Source organism: Sphingomonas sp. YR710, from assembly GCF_900101455.1.
Lineage (GTDB): Bacteria > Pseudomonadota > Alphaproteobacteria > Sphingomonadales > Sphingomonadaceae > Rhizorhabdus.
The window spans coordinates 92,354-110,239 of sequence record NZ_FMZJ01000013.1; the positions used below are offsets into that span (position 1 = coordinate 92,354).

Annotated in this window: 16 protein-coding genes; 8 read left to right on the top strand and 8 right to left on the bottom strand. The window is 62.0% G+C overall.

From position 1 onward, the window contains the following. Window positions 1-108: 108 nt before the first annotated feature. The 3 genes from xrtD to BLS13_RS15510 are packed head-to-tail and all read left to right on the top strand — an operon-like array spanning window position 109 to window position 5,538. Window positions 109-1,653, top strand: a complete 1,545-nt coding sequence (xrtD, locus tag BLS13_RS15500) for a VPLPA-CTERM-specific exosortase XrtD (protein WP_176943616.1) — start codon at window positions 109-111, stop codon at window positions 1,651-1,653. A 5-nt stretch (window positions 1,654-1,658) separates the two neighbouring features. Continuing rightward, the gene (locus BLS13_RS15505) at window positions 1,659-4,046 is read left to right on the top strand and encodes a tetratricopeptide repeat protein (protein ID WP_176943617.1); all 2,388 of its coding nucleotides are present in this window, start codon (window positions 1,659-1,661) and stop codon (window positions 4,044-4,046) included. Between the two features lie 25 nt (window positions 4,047-4,071). Next, complete coding sequence (locus BLS13_RS15510; protein WP_093453533.1) at window positions 4,072-5,538, top strand: undecaprenyl-phosphate glucose phosphotransferase; 1,467 nt, start codon at window positions 4,072-4,074, stop codon at window positions 5,536-5,538. Here the strand turns inward: BLS13_RS15510 and BLS13_RS15515 are convergent. Then, window positions 5,532-6,392: a SurA N-terminal domain-containing protein gene (locus BLS13_RS15515; protein WP_256325916.1), complete on the bottom strand. Its 861-nt coding sequence runs from the start codon at window positions 6,390-6,392 to the stop codon at window positions 5,532-5,534. The genes BLS13_RS15510 and BLS13_RS15515 overlap by 7 nt on opposite strands. Window positions 6,393-6,504: 112 nt before the next feature. Between BLS13_RS15515 and BLS13_RS15520 the strand changes: the two genes are divergently transcribed. Continuing rightward, window positions 6,505-6,771, top strand: coding sequence for an XrtV sorting system accessory protein (locus tag BLS13_RS15520; RefSeq protein ID WP_093453471.1), 267 nt, complete (start codon window positions 6,505-6,507; stop codon window positions 6,769-6,771). Between the two features lie 19 nt (window positions 6,772-6,790). Here BLS13_RS15520 and epsI read toward each other — a convergent pair whose 3' ends face one another. Beyond that, a complete protein-coding gene (gene epsI / locus BLS13_RS15525) occupies window positions 6,791-7,498 on the bottom strand; it encodes an exosortase-associated protein EpsI, V-type (protein WP_256325917.1) in 708 nt (235 codons plus the stop codon). Further along, window positions 7,495-8,418 carry an exosortase V gene (gene xrtV, locus BLS13_RS15530; protein WP_256325918.1) on the bottom strand — a complete coding sequence of 308 codons (924 nt, stop codon included), beginning with the start codon at window positions 8,416-8,418 and terminating at the stop codon, window positions 7,495-7,497. The genes epsI and xrtV overlap by 4 nt, the downstream gene beginning before the upstream one ends. Before the next feature lie 213 nt (window positions 8,419-8,631). Here xrtV and BLS13_RS15535 point away from each other — a divergent pair, with 213 nt between their 5' ends. Beyond that, window positions 8,632-9,144, top strand: coding sequence for a hypothetical protein (locus tag BLS13_RS15535; protein ID WP_093453473.1), 513 nt, complete (start codon window positions 8,632-8,634; stop codon window positions 9,142-9,144). A gap of 28 nt (window positions 9,145-9,172) precedes the next feature. Here the strand turns inward: BLS13_RS15535 and BLS13_RS15540 are convergent, their stop codons facing one another. From BLS13_RS15540 to BLS13_RS15555, 4 genes are all read right to left on the bottom strand, one after another. Continuing rightward, window positions 9,173-9,715: a CAP domain-containing protein gene (locus BLS13_RS15540; protein WP_093453474.1), complete on the bottom strand. Its 543-nt coding sequence runs from the start codon at window positions 9,713-9,715 to the stop codon at window positions 9,173-9,175. Between the two features lie 699 nt (window positions 9,716-10,414). Then, on the bottom strand, window positions 10,415-11,785 hold the full coding sequence (locus tag BLS13_RS15545) for a glutamate--cysteine ligase (protein WP_093453476.1): 1,371 nt from the start codon (window positions 11,783-11,785) through the stop codon (window positions 10,415-10,417). A gap of 167 nt (window positions 11,786-11,952) precedes the next feature. Further along, window positions 11,953-12,693: a 16S rRNA (uracil(1498)-N(3))-methyltransferase gene (locus BLS13_RS15550; RefSeq protein WP_093453477.1), complete on the bottom strand. Its 741-nt coding sequence runs from the start codon at window positions 12,691-12,693 to the stop codon at window positions 11,953-11,955. A gap of 166 nt (window positions 12,694-12,859) precedes the next feature. Next, entirely contained in the window at window positions 12,860-13,738 is an 879-nt protein-coding gene (locus BLS13_RS15555; RefSeq protein WP_176943618.1) for a TauD/TfdA dioxygenase family protein, read from the bottom strand. Window positions 13,739-14,301: 563 nt separating this feature from the next. Here BLS13_RS15555 and ubiA point away from each other — a divergent pair. From ubiA to BLS13_RS15570, 3 genes are read left to right on the top strand one after another with little or no spacing between them, the layout of a single operon-like run. Continuing rightward, the gene (gene ubiA / locus BLS13_RS15560) at window positions 14,302-15,210 is read left to right on the top strand and encodes a 4-hydroxybenzoate octaprenyltransferase (protein WP_093453480.1); all 909 of its coding nucleotides are present in this window, start codon (window positions 14,302-14,304) and stop codon (window positions 15,208-15,210) included. Between the two features lie 55 nt (window positions 15,211-15,265). Further along, window positions 15,266-16,612: a TldD/PmbA family protein gene (locus BLS13_RS15565; RefSeq protein ID WP_093453482.1), complete on the top strand. Its 1,347-nt coding sequence runs from the start codon at window positions 15,266-15,268 to the stop codon at window positions 16,610-16,612. Then, entirely contained in the window at window positions 16,605-17,384 is a 780-nt protein-coding gene (locus BLS13_RS15570) for a 3'(2'),5'-bisphosphate nucleotidase CysQ (RefSeq protein WP_093453483.1), read from the top strand. The genes BLS13_RS15565 and BLS13_RS15570 overlap by 8 nt, the downstream gene beginning before the upstream one ends. Window positions 17,385-17,447: 63 nt before the next feature. Here BLS13_RS15570 and BLS13_RS15575 read toward each other — a convergent pair whose 3' ends face one another. Then, the gene (locus BLS13_RS15575) at window positions 17,448-17,864 is read right to left on the bottom strand and encodes a CoA-binding protein (protein ID WP_093453485.1); all 417 of its coding nucleotides are present in this window, start codon (window positions 17,862-17,864) and stop codon (window positions 17,448-17,450) included. Between the last annotated feature and the right edge of the window lie 22 nt (window positions 17,865-17,886).

Sequence of the window (17,886 nt, forward strand, 5' to 3'; positions counted from 1 at the left end):
CGGGCCGTGGCATTTCCACGGTGCCATTAGCTTGTATGTTCGCGCGTGCCGGCTCATGATCCATCGCACAATATGGCGGCAGTCACAGAATCCAGTCGATCGGGGAGCATGGACCGGGCCATCCTGAAGCGGGGCGCGCGCATTGCGGCTCCGGCGCTGGTGTCCGGTATCATCCTGTTTCTGTTCTGGAGCGCGATTACTAATATCGCGGGCCGCTGGCTTTCCAGCGAAGAATATAGCCACGGCTTCATCGCGCTGGCGGTTTCCGGTTTCTACCTGTTTCGAAGGCGCGGTGCGTTGCTGGCGGCTGCGGGCGGGTCGACATGGCTTGCGGTGCCGGTTGTCGCGCTCGGCGCCGGGCTGGCGCTGTTCAGCGAACTTGGCGCGACTTTCTTCCTCGCACAATATGGTCTCGTGCTGCTCCTGGCTGGCTTGGCGCTTGGGCTGTTCGGCATGCGGGGGCTCCGGATCGCTGGGCCGGCGCTGCTGCTGATCCTGGTTGTCGTACCAGTGCCCTATTTCCTGGAAGCGCAGGCGACCGCGCGGTTGCAGCTCCTTTCCACACAAGCAGGAGTGGCGATCCTGCATGCCCTGAAGATCGCGGCCTATGCCGATGGCAATATCGTCGATCTTGGTAGCTATCAGCTTGATGTTATCGAGGCCTGTAGCGGCCTGCGATATCTGTTTCCGTTGACCGGCCTCGCCGTGATCATCGCCTTTTTGTACCGCGGGCGATGGTGGCAGCGTGCGTTGGTCGTCGCGTCCGCTCCGCCGATTGCGATCGGCATGAACATCCTGCGCATCGCCGCCATCGGTATCCTGGTCGAGCATCAAGGGCCTTCGGCTGCGGCAGGATTTACCCATGCTTTCGAAGGCTGGGTGATATTCGTGGCCTGTGCGGTGATCCTGCTCGGGGAAATCGCGCTGCTCAACCTGTTCGCGCGTCAACCTTGGGGCGATGTTTTCGGCCTTGACGATCCCGATCCGATTCCGTCGACCGCGCCGGCAATCGGCTGGACCAGTCTGCCGATGCTGACGGCGGTGCTTGTGCTGGTCGCAACCATACCGGCCGTGATGGCGCTGCGCTTCCGAACGCCGGTTCTTCCCGCGCGCCCGCCCTTGCTGTTGTTTCCACTCGAAATTGGCAGCTGGCGGGGCGCGGTGGCGCCGCTCACGCGGACCGAACTGCGCTTCCTCGGCAACCCCGACTATATCAACGTCGATTTTGCGCGGAGCGGGGCGGGCGAACTCAATCTGTTCGTTGCGTATTACGACCAGCAAAGCCAAGGTGTTTCGCCGCATTCGCCGCAGGTCTGTATCCCCGGTTCGGGCTGGACGATCACCTCGCTGCAGCAGCGGCCCGTAATGATCGGTGGCCGGTTGCGCATGGTAAACCGTGCTGTTGTCGAAGCAGGTCCGGCGCGGCAGATCGTCTATTATGTCTTTTACCAGCGAGGGCGCTGGATGACCGACGAATATAGGGTAAAGTTTGCCTTGCTGGAGGATAGCCTGCTCAAGAATCGAACCGACGGGGCCCTGATTCGTCTCAACGCCCTGGTCCCGCCCGGCGGCACCGAGGCGAAGACCGATGCCATGCTGACGTCGTTCCTGGCGCGCGCGATGGTCCCGATCGGGCGGTTCGTTCCGCAATGAGGGATTTGGCTCGTTCGGCCCGGCGCCGGCATCCTTTGGCACGCCTGGGGCTGTGCCTGCTGCTGGCGATCGCCGGTTGCGGTTCGCCGCAGGAACGTGCGGCCAAGGCGCTCGTGCGATACGAAAATTATTATGCTCAGCACGACATGTTGCGCGCGCGCATCGAAATCCGCAACGCGATCCGCGAACAGGATGATGTCGCCGATTATTGGAACAAGCTCGGCCGCGTCGAACTCGCCCTCAACAAATATTTCAACGCTTATTCGGCCTATTCCCGTGCCCTCGAACTCGACAAGGGCAATATCGAGGCGATGCAGGCCGTAGCCGAATTGTCCTATTCGGGTGGATCGCCCGATGATGCCGTCAAATATGCCGATAAGATGCTGTTGCTTGATCCGGGCAATCTGCGGATGCTGTTCGTCAAGGGCTCGGTGGCCTTCGACACGAAGAAGTACGATGATGCGCGGGCCATCGCCCTGCATATGCTGTCAGTTGAACCTGGCAATGAAGGGGCAGCGATCCTGCTCGCCCGCGTGCAATATGCGACCGGCGATTCCAAGGCTGCGATAGCCACACTCGAAAATTCGGTGTCTCGTGATGGCCCGTCGCGGCCGAAATTTATCGCGTTGCTCGATTTTTACAGCGATCAGCAGGATCTTGCGGGCATCGACGCCACCTATGCGCGCCTGTTCAAGCTGCAGCCGCGCAACATCGATCTGCGCCTCGAATATGCCAGGGTGCTGTACGAAAGTGATCGGCCCGATCGAGCGCTGGCGATCATCGATCGGCTGCAATCGGCCAATCCGCATAATACCAAGCTGCAGCAGAAGATCGTCGATTTGTGGATGGCCGTCGGCAGCAAGGCGATCGCCATCGATCAGGTGCGCCGCTTTGCCGAGGCCGGCAATGATCAGATGAAGGTCGCGCTCGGCCAGCTTGCCGTCGATCAGAAACGGTTCGCAGAGGCCGAAGCCATCCTGCGGCCTTTCGTCGACAAAGGCAGCATCACGCCCGAAAATGTCCAGGCAAACACGCTCTATGCGGCAGCGTTGGCGGGGCTCGGCAAGCGGACGGAGGCGCTGGCGCGGGCGGATAAGGTGCTCGAATTCGATAAGACCAATCCGCAGGCGCTGTTGCTGCGGATCCAGATTTCGATCGATCGCAAGAATCTCGGCTTGGCGCTGAACGACGCGCAGATTTTGGGGCGCGACAATCCCGATCTCGCGGCGGCACGGGTTGCACTGGCTCAGGTCTATGCCCTGCGTAAGGAACAGGCCCTGGCCGACGGTGTTTTCGCCCGGGCGGCTGATGAACTGCCGGCGAACGCCGATTTGTTGCGCGCCTATATCGCCTACCTGATCGGTACTGATCGCCGTCAAATGGCGCTCGACATTGCCGAGAATTTTACGCGGCACAATGCCGATTCCCTCGAAGGCTGGAAGATCCGGGCCGATCTCTGCCTTGCGCTCGGTGATGAGCGTTGCGCACAACTTACGCTCGATGCTCTCGGCCGGCTCCGGGGTGGTGATAAAGCACGCGCCGCGTTGTCGATGGCGATGAACGAAAAGCACAAGGATGGCGCGCCGCTTTCAGGCAGCCTCCCGGCGATGTTGCAGTCGGTGCTGGGGGGGCAGGTCAGCCTTGAGGCAACCGCACAGAAGCTCGTGGTTCAGGGGAGGGCGCCCGACGCCGAAAAGATCACCAAGGCCGTGATCGTGCGGCAGCCGCAGAATGAACTCGCCAAGCTGGTTCTCGCCAATCTCGCGCTGCTCCGGGGCGATCGCCAGGGCGCGGAGGCCGCAATACAGGGGGTGATCGAGCGCGATCCGACGCAGGCGCTCGGTTATCGTGATCTGGCACGCTTGCGCTTTGGCGCCGGCGATCGGTCGGGCGCGTTCGCGGCGCTTGCGCAGGGGCTGGCGCGTCTGTCGTCGAACGATACCCTGCTCTTCGAACGGGCGACGTTCGAGCAGGCTTCGGGTAGCAATGCCGCCGCCGCCAAAAGCTACCGGCTGTTGTTGCGTCAGCACCCGGACAATCTGATCGCGATCAACAATCTGATCTATCTCCTGTCCGAAGATCGTTCGCCGCCGGCCCTGCAGGAAGCCGTGCAGCTGGCGAAGCGGATCGAATCGGAGGACCTCCCGGCATTTCTCGATACACGCGGATGGTTGCTGCTGCGGACTGGCAATGTGGCCGGTGCCGTGTCGCTTCTGCGGCGTGCCATCGAGGGGTTTCAGCCGCCGTCGATCTATCGATATCATCTGGCAGAAGCGCTGATCGCCGGTGGCGACGCGGCGGGCGCCCGGGCGCAGGCGCAGGCGGCACTGGCGAGCGCATCGGGCAATGAGCGCTGGATCGCGCGCGCGCGCGATATCCTGCGGGTGCGTTGATAATGACGGTGCGGATCATGAAGCCATGCTGACCGTTCCGGACAGTCCCCCGGCACTTGCCGAGATGAAGTCGCGCAAATATCGTTTTACATCGAACGTCATCGCTTCGATCGTGATCACCGCGGATATCGCCTGCCTCATTCTGGGCTCGGTACTGGCGGTCATGGCCTATGCCATATTGGCGGGCCGCCAATATTTCCTCGACATGCACGTCACGGTGGCCGTGATCGTGGCGGTGAACTTCTTGCTGATCCGGCTGTCGCGCGATTCCTATTCGCATCCGATGGGGCGCGGCCAGGACAGCGATCAGGGTGTCGTCTTCGAATTCCTGATCGCAGCCATCCTGGTGTTCGCGACGGTCTGGCAATTGGGGCTCGCCACCCTGTTTTCGCCGGGGCTTGGCGTCTGTTACGTCGGCTCCTGCCTGCTGCTGCTGTTCGTCAGCCGTTATGCCGTCCGCAAGCTCGTCTGGCATTTGGTGCAGGCCGGCTATATCGGTCAGCGCATCGTCATTTATGGTGCCGATGAGCATGCGACGGGCCGGGTGCTCCGGCTGCTCGATCTCGAAAGGTTGCCCTATCTGTCGGTAATCGGCATCGCGGACGGCCGCACCACCCGGATCGACCGCGATCGCTTATGGGGTGTGCCGTTTCTCGGCGATCTCGATGCGCTGCTCGAGCGGGTGAAGCGCGGCGATGTCGACATGGTGATCATCGCCCTGCCGATGATCGGGCAGGATCGGCTCGATCAGATCACCGAAACCCTCCAATCGGTGTCGGTCGACATCTGCCTCATGCCGCGCGAGGCGATGGATCTGTCGACCCAATATCGTATGCGTTTCATCGGATCCTTGCCGCTCTTCGCGCTATGGCAGCGACCGATCCGCGATTGGGATCACATCATCAAGGCGCTCGAAGATCGGTTTCTGGCGCTCGGGGGGCTGATCATACTATCGCCCGTGCTGGCGCTGGCGGCACTGGCGATCAAATTGACCAGCCCGGGCCCGATCCTGTTTCGTCAGCAGCGCTTCGGCTTCAATAATGTGAAGATCGACGTCCTGAAATTCCGATCGATGTATGTCGATCAGCAGGACGAAAGCGGCGCCGAGCGGACGGTGCGGGGCGATCCGCGGGTGACGCCGGTCGGGCGCATCATCCGGCGGCTCAGCATCGATGAACTGCCACAATTGTACAATGTATTATGCGGGGAAATGTCGATCGTGGGGCCGCGCCCACATGCGACGACCATGAAGGTCGGTGACAAGCAATATTTCGAGGCGGTGAAGGGATATGCCGCACGGCACCGGGTGAAACCGGGGATAACCGGCCTCGCCCAGGTCCGCGGTCTGCGGGGAGAGATCAACACGATCGAACGCGCCAAGCGGCGCGTGGAATATGATTTTTATTATATCGAAAATTGGTCGCTGATGCTCGATATCCGCATCATTCTCGAGACCTTCTACAAGCTGTTATGGGATCATAACGCCTATTGAGCGGACTTGGCCGGCCCCGCCGCGGGTGCTGTGCCCTTAGCCGGCTCGAAACCCGATTGGTACTGGATCTCGGCCTCCTTGCGGGCGCGAACGACCTGGGCCTGGCTTTCCTTGACCAGGGCGCGCCGTCGTACCGCTTCGGTGGCCACCGCGCGCGCCACGTCCGAAGGGGTGCCAATCGTGTCGCGGCTGATGATCACGCTGGCGACGAACTTGCCGCCGGAAGGCAGGATGAACGGCTCGCCGGCCGGCAATTCGTTGATCTTCTTCATCAGCTGCGGATCGAGCCGCCCGGAATCGATGACGCCCTTGCCGCGCGTGAATGTGATGCCCAGCTGCTGCAGCCCGGTTGCAACCGCGTCGAGCGAATGCGCGTCGCGCAGCGCGAGCAGGCGTTTCACATCCTTGGGCGCATCAAATTGCAACTGATCGAGCAGCAGCCGCTGGCGCTGCGCGAACAAAGAAGGGTTGTCGTTGATATACTGGTTGATATCGCGATCGTCCGGCACCGGGACGGTCTGGGCAATCTTCTGGCCCAGCATGCTGACCAGCAGATTGTCGTCGAGGCGGCGCTTTTGCGCCACATAATCGGGGGTCTTGTCGATACCCTGATCCTTGGCCTTCTGGACGATCAGCTTGCGGTCGATCAGGCGCTCGAGGATTTCCTTGCGCAATACCTTGCGATCGACATTGTCCGGAATACGAACGCCCTGCAATTCGGCGTTGAGTTCCTGCATCGAGATTTCATCACCGTTGACGATGGCGACGACCTGACCTTTGGGCTCCTTATGGCATCCGGCCAGGAGCAGAGTGGCGATCATCGCACCGCCGGCGAGCCTCAATTTCGCATGCACCGTGAAAACCCCCTTATCGGCACCGACTTACGGCGGCGCACCAAGATTGCTACATGATTGCCGGGGCGTACCACAAGCCTCTATGAAGGCCGGGCGGTAAAAGGGGCAAGGCGTGGAAACCATATACGACTGGATAACGATCGCCATCTTCGCGGGGCTGGTAGTCCTTTTCATGCAACGATCGACGTTGCAGAGCCCTCGCGACTCGATTTGGCAATATCTTGGTGCGGCAATTGGCTGCGCGGTCGCCAACTGGTTCGGCAATAATGGCCTGGGCAGTGGTAGCTATCTCTATAACGCAGCAGCGATTGCCGTGATAATCGGAACGCTGGCTTATATCTTCACTGTTCTTCGGCCGTTGGATCGTCGGGGAGACTGATCGCATGCGCACGCCGTGTTCAGGCCGGGGCACCTGCCTCGCCAAACAACACGCGACGCGCCAGTGGGGACAGCAGCGCCAGCATTGCCAGTGTGAAATGCTTTAGCACCGCGATGGCCTGTAGGTCGTCGATCGCTGCTGTCGACACGCGGATCAGCACGCCATCCGGTACATGTCCGATCAGATTTTCCTGGGCTACCGCAACATGTTGCTCCCACCAGCGGGTCGGAAATGCGTTCCCGATCCGCGTCCAGTAGATCAGTTGCTCGCGCCGGCTGCTGCTGCGGGTGGAGATGAAATGCGCCGGTACGATCAGCCCGCGCCCAACGGCCAGCGGCTCGAAATGATTCTCAAGCAATTCATAACCTGCCGCCGGATAGCAGACTTCGGGCCGGTGGACCTGCAGCACGCCGTCCTGGGTACCGCTATAGGCGATCAACAGCATCACCGGCAGATCCGTTGGGGAGGAATAGAAGCGGGTGACTAGGCTATTGTAGATGCGGTCGCGCAACTGATCCCGCGGCGGGAGCACCAGCCCGCTATTGCTCTCGCACTCCCAGTTCCCAACCTTCTTCGGGAAAAGATCGTCGAGCTTTTCACCATGGAGCATCCGGAACGGGATGTCGGGGCGGCGCAGATTCGCAACCAGACTGGTCGCCGCCAACGCACCGCCGACGATCATCGTCCGGCGATCGAAGACGGGGGCGCGGGCCTGATCGTCGGTCACCGCTGCGCCTGCCCGCGTGCGAGCCGCCGCCGCAGCGGTGATGCCAGCGCATCGACGCCGAAAATACCCAATACCGAAAAGAGGAACATGGTGATCCCCGAGAAGCTGTGGAGAAAGCCCTGGGCGGCGGCATCTCCGAGATAATAAGTGATCAGGATCAGTACGATCACCCGGATGAAATTGGCCATGATCGCGACGGGAACGATCGCGAACATCAGCAGCAGCGCGTAACGCCAGTTCGCATTGTGGCGAATGTAGATATAGAACAGCCCGATCGCGGACAGGCTTATCAGCGAATTCAGCCCGGCACAGGCGGCAGCGATAAGCAGTTGGTACTGGCCAATCGCGATCGTCACGCCCGATCCTGCGATCGGATAGCCGAACAGGTAGAGCAGGTTGATGGCCGTCTGCGAAATCGCGATCTTCAGCGGTTGCGTGATAATCGCGACAACGGTGTCGGGTGGCGGAAAAATGAACAGCATATAGACAATGGGAAACCACAGCCCGCGCATCGCCGCAGTTCCCAGCAGATAATAAGCGCCGGTCAGCAGCAACCCGTACATCATGAATCCTTCGACCTCGATCACCGAGGTGATACGGGCGAGCACGAATAACGGAGCGGCGACCAGAAAGCCCAGCAAAGCGAGCTTCGGGTCACCGGGCGCGCGCCGGTCCCGAACTTCGGGCCAGCGCCGTGAGAACAGCCAGAGCCCGGTCGCCAGCACGATCGGGCCGTGGGCGCCCTGTTCGGTCGACCAGTTTTCCCGCGCGACATCGAACATCGTCGGCACGGCGAGAATGATCGCACCGAGCAGCAGCAGCCAATGTTGTCGCATGGTGGCCAGCAACGGAGCGAGATCGGCCAGCCCATAAGTGCCTTGATCGTTCGCGCTTCGGGCAGTCGCTTCGGGTTCGGTCAAGACTTACCTTGCTCGTATGGGTTTGTGCCGGGAATCACAGCAAAGCCGTCCTGCCGTTCTAGAAGACGATCTGGCCAAGGCGTTCATCGGCATGGCATAGCCGATCGGCCGTGGCCGTAACAGACGTGAACCGCTTCTATTTTGCGGTAGCTTTGAAATGTGTTAAGGCCGGGCTGATAGAGTTGGGGTCGTTGTGTATCGGGGTCGTCGTTCATGTTGAAGGAAGCCGTTGCCTCCAAGGCAGCAAAATTGCTGATGACGTGCGTATGTCCTGTAGCCGGGACGACAGCGCTAAGCCTTGGCGTGCCACAGGTTCGCGATGCCGTTCACAAGGCGACCCAGCCACGCCAATATGCCAAGCCGAAAACGCGCGTCCGGGCGACGCCTGCGGCTGGCGAGGGCACGCAGGTGGCATCGGCCGAAACGCCTTGCCCCTCGGTGACGCCGCTGGCGTTGTCCAATCTTCCCACGATCACGACGCCGATGCCGCCGATCCAGGTTGCCGAAGTGCCGCCGCTCGATCCCAAAAATCCGATTCCGCTGGCACCGCGCATCTTCGTGCCGCCATCAGGCGGCAATCCGCTGCCACCGGGTTCGCCTCCCGTCGTGCCTGAACCGCAGACCTGGGTGCAGCTTGTGCTGGGCTTCGGGATTATCGGCGGCGTCGCACGGGTGAGCTATCGCCGCAACGGCACGGGCCCCAAGGACAAGCCCGTAAGCTCCTGACCTCTGGATGGCATTCGGTTGGTGAAGGTCAGAACGGCCGCTCGCCGATCACGTTGCCGCCTTCGCTGTACCGGCAAACCAGGAAATCGTCGCGACGCCCGTGCGCGACCGCACAGCCGACGGCGTGGGTTGATCGCCACATCACCTGCGTATAATGGCCAACCCGCTCGAGATTTCCCTTGATGAAATTGTTCGGGAAAATGCCCGGCTTGAAATCTTTTTTTTCGGCCACCCACAGCCCGACCATCGCCTCCGGCCCATAATAGCCACGCGTCCCGGCCCAAAGATTCTCCCCTTCGGGGTCGGGGTCGCGCGGATCGTCGGGCGAGTGGACGAGATAGCCGACGTCAGTCAGATGCCGCGCCCAGATTTGTGCGTCCCGCGCCAGGCCCTGATCCCATGTGAGCGCGGGAATGCCCATTTGCGTGCGCTCCCGATTATGGGAGCTCAGCAGTCGGTCGGCGAAATTGCCGTCGAGATCCGTCGCACCCATCGATAGCGGCGCCGCAAGCGACAAGGCGATCGCGCCAGCCAATTTCACCAGCCCTGATTGATCGAAGCTCCACCGCATCTGTTCGCGCCATCCGATTGTATCGATGGAGCAAGTTTATGGGTTGGAAATTGCCTGCCTCTTAAATAACGTGGTAAGCAATTGTTCAGTATCGATTGTGGAAACCTGCAAAGCGACAGTTTCTATCAAAGGTATCCACTTGATAGCTGATGATGTTTAATAAAATATCGATGGGCGTGAGTTTACTTGTGCCGAAATGGTTATCGGCTTGGTAACGATAATTTCTGGTAGCGGGCCGGGTCTCGTATGATGAAGAGGAATTTTACTGGATAATCTGTGCGTCTTTCACGCTGCCAGATTCTCGAGCGGCTTGGGTGGGGCTGTGGCGGAGCCTGTGGGCCGGAAAATTTCCGGCTCGCGATCGACGGCCGAAGCCAGACCCACGATTTTACCACAGCTGCCCACGCCAAGCACGCTCTCCGGTTTTCCCGGTGCACCCTCTCCTGCGAAGTCCTCTTGTAAGGATCCCCTGCTGACGTATCGCAACTATAGTTTTCAGCTTAGCTCTTTACCAGCGAGTCTCATCCCGATCCGTGATGAATCCGAATCTATCCGCAACATGTTGCATTTTGATCACGGATTTTGTGGCAAAGTTACGTACTAACGTACGGTAGCATTTCTTTTCTGTTTTTCTACCGATGCAATTAGAAATTTTGTTGCATAAGTTACCAATTGCCCCGTTGACCGGATGCGGGCTCCTCAGAAGCGTGCATCGTGATAGACCTGCGACATGTCGCCGCCCCATTGACCGTGGTAAAGATCGAGCAACCGTTCTGCCGGCGTTTTGCCGGATGCAACGATTTCATGCAGCGGCGCGAGGTAGCCGGTTTCGTCGTCGCCCGCGCCATTGATCCGCGCGCGCGCGCGCAGGCCCGATGCCGCGATGTCCAGGATGGTGGCGCCAAGCTCCTGAAAGGTCCGGCCGCGCGGGCCCTTCGCCTTGAGGCCAAGCCGTGGCACCTCGCTGCGGATGCGGCGATGATCCTCGATGGTCCAGTGCTTGACCTCGTCCCAGGCGGCGTCGAGCGCACCTTGGTCATAGAGCAGCCCGACCCAGAACGCCGGCAGCGCGCAGATGCGGTTATGCGGCCCGCCATCGGCGCCGCGCATTTCCAGGAAGCTCTTGAGGCGCACTTCGGGGAAGGCGGTCGACAGATGGTCGATCCAGTCGCCGATCCGCGGGCGTTCGCCGGGCAGGACGGAAAGCTTGCCGGCGAGGAAATCCTTGAAGTCGAGCCCGGCGGCATCGACATAGCCATCGCGAAACGCGAAATACATCGGCACGTCGAGCATATAATCGGCATAGCGTTCATAGCCGAAGCCATCTTCGAACACGAACGGCAGCATGCCGGTGCGGTGCGGATCGGTGTCGGTCCAGATATGGCTGCGATAGCTGAGATAGCCGTTGGGCTTGCCCTCCAGGAAAGGCGAATTGGCGAACAAAGCGGTCGCCAGCGGCTGCAGTGCCAGGCTCACCCGGAACTTCTTCACCATGTCGGCTTCGGATGAATAATCGAGATTGGTCTGGATGGTGCAGGTGCGCAGCATCATGTCCAGTCCCATCGATCCCACCCGGGGCATATGCCGCAGCATGATGTCGTACCGGCCCTTGGGCATGATCGGCAATTCCTCGCGGGTCTTGTCCGGCCACATGCCCAGGCCGAGGAAGCCGATGCCGAGCCGTTCCCCGATCGCCTTCACCTGTTCAAGGTGGCGGCCGGTTTCGGCGCAGGTCTGGTGAAGGTTGTCGAGCGGGGCGCCCGAAAGTTCGAACTGGCCGGCAGGCTCAAGGCTGACATTGCCGTCCGAGCCCTTGAGCGCGATGATCTTGTCGCCTTCGTAGATCGGTTCCCAGCCATATTTGGTCAGCGCGATCAGCAGTGCGTGGATGCCGCCGCGTTCCTCATAAGATGGCGCGCGGTGTGAATCTTCGAAGAACACGAATTTTTCATGCTCGGTGCCGATGCGCCATTGTTCCTTGGGCTTTTCCCCCTCGGAAAAGACGGAAATCAAATCCTCACGGGATTCGATCAGCGGATCCTCGCCATCGGCTGCTGTGCGCGTACTCATCGCCGCCCCATAGCGGACCGATCGGTACCTGGCTAGACGATCGTGAATTCGTCACATTTTTTGGTGCGCGCTGCCCGCAGATCCGCAGCGGCAGGCATGAGAAAGTTTTGATAAGCGCTGTCAGAACTCCCCTCTCTGCAAGCAGCGAGGGGAGTGCCTCCGGCCCTTCACCGCCAGTCTCCCGCCTTTGCCATCCATAAAGTTACTGCCGCCGCCATCGCCGTATCGGCGCGCAGGATGCGAGGCCCCAACGACACGCCGACAGCCTGGGCAATGCCACGGATCATGGCGCGCTCGTCGGGGGTGAAGCCGCCTTCCGGTCCGATCAGGATCGCGGCCGGCCCCGGCGCGATGGCGTCGATCATCGGCACGCCGCCTTCCTCATCGGCAAAGATGAGCGCGCGATCCGCGGGCCAGTCGCGCAGAAGCGCGGTCAGCTTTACGGGTTCATCGAGAACGGGGAGCGCCGTGCGTTCGCATTGCTCGGCTGCCTCGATCATATGCGCGCGCAGGCGATCGAGGTTGAGCCGGTCGACGATGGTGCGCTGCGTGATCACCGGCTGCCACCGCGCGACCCCGAGTTCGGATGCCTTCTCCGCCACCCAGTCGATCCGACCCTTCTTGATCGGCGCCGCGAGCAGCCAAAGATCGGGCACGGCTTCGCGCGGGCGGATATGGTGGGTCAGGCGAACGGCAAGGCTGCGCTTGGCGACACTTTCGATCTGGCTCAGCCATTCGCCGCTGCGATCGTCGAACAGCATGATCCGATCGCCAGCCTTCAGACGCATCACGCCGGTCAGATAATGGGCCTGTCCACCATCGATCGTCAGCACCTGTCCGTCGGATAGTGGGCTGTCGATGAACAGGCGGGGCAGGCTGGCGGGCGGCCAGGCGGGTGTGGCGGTCATGGCTGGCGCTTATCAGGATCGCGCGTACAGGTCACGAATGCGAATTGCGGTGTCGCAATGCGTCACCGCAATAGCATATAGCCATCAACAGGGCATTCACGCCGGCCCAAAGCCGAAATCGTGCCAGGTGCACCAATTCCGTCGATCTCTGCGCGGTTCGTTTCGATCAGGCGGCGGCGCCGACTTTCGAATAGTTGAGCGATTTCACCGCGCCGACCTTCGGCGGGGGGGCGATCGTCTTGCGCAGCGTGCGCGCCGGGCCTTCGCTCTGGACGTTCGGGCGGGCATGCTGCAGCGCGATGTTGTCCCAGACGACCAGATCGCCCTCGCGCCAGTGGTGCGCCATTTCCTTGTTCTTGTCGTATAGGTGATCGAACAGGAGGCCGAGCAGTTCGTCGCTTTCCTGTTCGCTCATCCCCTCGACGTTGCGGGTCATCTGCTGTGAGATGTAGAGGAGCTTCCGCCCAGTCCGGGGATGCGTGAGCACGATGGGCTGCGGATCGGAGTCCTCGCTGGCCTTCAGATCGTTCAGCAGCACATTGGGGTCACCCGCGGCGCGCTTCTGGTAGGTCTCGGGATCGTGCTGGTGGATCACGAAGTGCCCCTCGGCGCGCTTGCGCAGATGCTCGGGCAGCGTGTCCCAGCCGACGATCGAACTGACGAACATTGTCGGAGCGGATGGCTGTTCGACCTTTTCGCCGTAAAGCGACAATGCGTAGCACCAGTTTTTCGCCCACTGCGAATCGGAGTGGTACATCAGCCGGCCGAAGGGCGCTGCCGACTTGGGTTTTTCGTTCGAGACGTAGAAATCCTTCATGATCGGCAGATCGTCGGGAACGCTCGCATCGTCGCCGATCAGCATGTTGGACAGATAGGTCTGGAACTGCACGTCGATGTCGACGTCGCGGAAAACGAGCAGGCTACGCTCGTCGAACAGCGTCCTGAGTTGCGCACAGGTTTCCGCGTCGAGCGGGACTTTCGGCTCGAGGCCCGAGATCTCGGCGCCGAATGCGGGGGTGATATCTTTGATGGTGAGCTTTGCCATATTCGTGGCCCTATCGGTTCGCATGAATCAAGAAGGTAGCCACCCTAGCAGAGCTGCGGGTTGCGTGTCCGTTTGAAATTGCCTGAAGGCGCGACGATAAGAGCGCAGACGCGGACGCCGGTCAGCTGGTTGATTATGATGAGCCGCCATATTGCGATGCCTGACGTCTTCGCAACCTCGGGCCGCGGCGGTTACGGCTTGAGTATTTTGAACAAATCGGGTACAAATGCCGGAGCGGCGTCCCCGACGGCGTACGTGCCGGGTTGGTTCTGAGTGGCGAAAAATTTTCCGCCATAAAAACAGTAATTATCGTTATAAAACAATAAATTATCTGACATCGTTTTGTAATAGTTTCAACGGAAAATGCGCCCGAATTGCCCGAACGGCCGTTGAAAATGCGGCTTTGTGCGGCCTTTAACCTACAAGAGCCACGCCGTCGCCGCGCCGATAAGCAGCAGTTTCACCAACCAGCCCGTCGCATGGCTCAGCGTCACCAGTGGATCTAGCCGGATGACCCGCACCGGGTTGCAGCCGCCGCGCGACAGGGCTAGCCGGGGCGCATGATGGATCCCGAGATCGTTGCCGACAGCGAGCGCCGCGGCCTGCTCGCGCGCCTGCCCAGGACGGTCCGCGATCTGGTGCAACTGGCGCGCTTCGATCGGCCGATCGGCTGGTGGCTCTTGTTCTGGCCGGGGGCGTGGAGCATCGCACTGGCCGGGGCGGCGTTCCGGCGCTGGGATCTGCTCTTGTGGTTTCTGCTCGGGTCTATCGCGATGCGCGGGGCCGGCTGCGTCTATAATGACATCGTTGATCGCGATCTCGACCGGAAGGTCTCGCGGACGGCGCAGCGTCCGCTGGCGAGCGGGCGGATCAGCATCAAAGCGGCTTGGGCATGGCTCGCGGGCTTGTGTCTGGTCGGGTTGATCGCACTGATCCAGCTCAATTCGGTCGCAGCTGTGACGGCGCTCGCCAGCCTCGGCGCGGTGGCCGCCTATCCATTCATGAAGCGGATCACCTGGTGGCCGCAGGCATGGCTCGGCATCGTCTTCTCCTGGGCGGCTTTGGTCGGCTGGCCGGCGGCGACCGGCGGGTTCGCGCCGGCTTTGTGGCTGCTGTATTCCGGGTCGATCTGCTGGGTGATCGGCTATGATACGATCTATGCGCTTCAGGATATCGAGGATGATGCGCTGGCTGGCGTCAAATCCTCGGCGCGCGCGCTGGGCGCGCATGCGCGGGGCGGGGTCGCTGTGTTCTATGTTCTCGCCCTCATTCTGTGGGGAGCGGCTTTCTGGCTGGTTCGGCCGCAACTTCTGGGTCTGGTCGGGCTGGCGCCGATGGCGGTCCATCTCGGCTGGCAGGTGATCGCGCTGGATCGAAGGGATCCGGCCGATGCGCTCGCGAAATTCCGGGCGAACCGCTTCGCCGGGCTACTGATGTTCCTCGCCTGCCTCGTGATCGGCGCGACAGCGTGAGGATTTATTGCCGATAGGCTTTGACGTTCGGCACCCTGCTTCCTAAGTCCGGCTGATGTTCACAGTCCCCCAAGCCGAAGATCGTACCGCCGCCCTCGTCTCCGCAGCCGCCAAGGCCGGCGCGGATGCCGCCGATGCGCTCTATGTCTGCAACGCCTCCACCCAGATATCAGTGCGCCTCGGCGCGCTCGAGGATGTCGAACGATCGGAGGGGGAGGAAATCGGTCTGCGCGTGTTCGTCGGCAGCCGATCGGCCAGCGTGTCCTCGTCCGATCTGTCGGACGATGCGCTGTCGGCACTGGTCGAACGCGCGGTGGCGATGGCGCGTGAGGCACCCGAGGATCCCTGGTCGGGGCTGGCCCCCGAAGACCGGTTGCTGCGCGGGGCGGCGCCCGATGTCGATGGCGATGACCATGCCGATCCGTCGCCGGCGCAGCTGCGCGAACGTGCCGAAGCCGCCGAGGACGCCGCCCGCGCGGTGACCGGCGTCACCAACAGCGAAGGTGCGGGGGCTTCGGCCAGCCGTACCGTGATCGCGCTGGCGACCAGCCATGGTTTCGCGCGCGGCTATACGTCGAGCGGCTATGGCTGTTCGGCCAGCGTGATCGCCGGCGAAGGCGGCGGTATGCAGCGCGATTATGCGTTTCATTCGACCCGCCATCTCGAGGATCTGGAAGATGCGCAGGCGATCGGGCAGCGTGCGGGCGAGCGCGCGGTTCGGCGCTTGAACCCGGGAAAGCTGAGCAGCGGCGCGATGCCGGTCGTCTATGATCCGCGCGTGGGATCGGGGCTGCTAGGCCATCTGATCGGCGCGATCACCGGATCGTCGATTGCCCGGCGGACAAGCTTCCTGCTCGATAGCCTCGGCACTGCGGTGTTCGGGCCGGGCATCGTTGTGCGCGATGATCCGCTGCGCCCGCGCGGGCAACGATCCAAGCCGTTCGATGGCGAGGGGTTGCCGACCGCAGCGAGCGATATCATCGCCGATGGCGTCCTCACCGGCTGGTTGATGGATTCGGCCTCGGCCCGGCAGCTCGGCCTCTCGCCGACCGGCCATGCCACGCGCGGTGTTGGCGGGCCTCCCGGAACGGGGGTTACCAACCTTTATCTGCAGGCGGGAAGCCTCTCGCCGGCGGAGTTGATCGCGGATATCACGCTGGGCGTCTATGTTACCGAGCTGATCGGGCAGGGCGTCAACGGTGTCACCGGCGACTATAGCCGCGGCGCTTCGGGCTTCGTGATTCGCGACGGCCAGATTTGCGAGCCGGTCGCCGAGATCACGGTCGCAGGCAATCTCAAGGATATGTATCGCGAATTGACGCCGGCTTCGGATCTGGAATTCCGCCGGGCCGTTGATGTTCCCACGATCAGGATCGAAGGGATGATGGTGGCCGGTGCCTGAAACGCTTCTGGATGCGGTCAGCGCGGTGGCGGCCGAAGTGGGCGCCATGGCGCTCGCATCGTGGCGCGGCGACTTTCGGCACTGGAACAAGGACGAGGGCAGCCCGGTCAGCGATATCGATCTGGCGGCCGATGCCTTGCTCTACGAGCGGCTGATGGCGATCGATCCCGAAGCCGGCTGGCTGTCCGAAGAAACCGCCGACAATGCCTCGCGGCTCAACTGCGTTCGCGTGTGGGTTGTCGATCCGATCGACGGTACCCGCGATTATGTGCGCGGTCGTGACGGCTGGGCGGTGTCGATCGCGCTGGTCGAGGGCGGGCGGCCGCTGATCGGCGTGCTCGATGCCCCCGCGCGCGGCGAGCATTGGCGCGCGCAATCGGGGCAAGGGGCGACGCGCAACGGCGTGCCATTGATCGCGTCGCGCCGTACCGATTTGTTCGGCGCACGCGTGCCGGCCGACGTGCTGATGAAGCAGGATGCCGATCTGGTGACGGTCCCCAAACCCAATTCGATCGCGCTCAGGATCGCGATGGTGGCGGCGGGCGAGGCCGATCTGCTGGCGACGATCCGCTGGGGGCATGAATGGGATATCGCGGCGGCCGCGCTGATCGCGCAGGAGGCGGGTGCCACTGTGACGAACGCCTTCGGCCATCCCCTGCGCTACAACAGCACCCGCGGCGAGGCGTTCGGCGTGCTGGCGACCGCGCCGGGGATCCATGCGTGCGCAGTGGAGCGGCTTGCGTCGCGGGCCGTGAAGGGCGTCGTGCGCTGAAACCTCGCCGGCCCTTTTTTGATCCTCCCCCTGGCGGGGGAGGATGGAAAATGAATTCCGGCGCTACAAATCCAGCCGGCCGAACTCGATCTTCGGGCAGCGATCCATCACCACCTTGACGCCGGCGGCTTCGGCACGGGCTGCGGCGGACTCATTGATGACGCCCAGCTGAAGCCAGACGGCGCCGGCATGCGCCGCAATGGCGTCGTCGACGGCATCGCCGGCATCGTCCGGGTTGCGGAAGATATCGACGATATCGATCGGCTCGTGGATATCGTTCAGCGAGGCGACCGCGGTTTCGCCGTTGACCGATCGGCCCGTGAGCGCCGGATTGACGGGGATCACCTTGTAGCCGTGGGTTTGCAGAAAGCGCATCACGCCGTTGCTGGCGCGATCGGGGCGGTCGGATGCGCCGATCATCGCGATCGTGTGGGCATGCTGCAAAAGGCTGGCGATATCCTGGTCTGTATGGAGTGGCATCGGCTTCTCCTGTAGAGCGGGC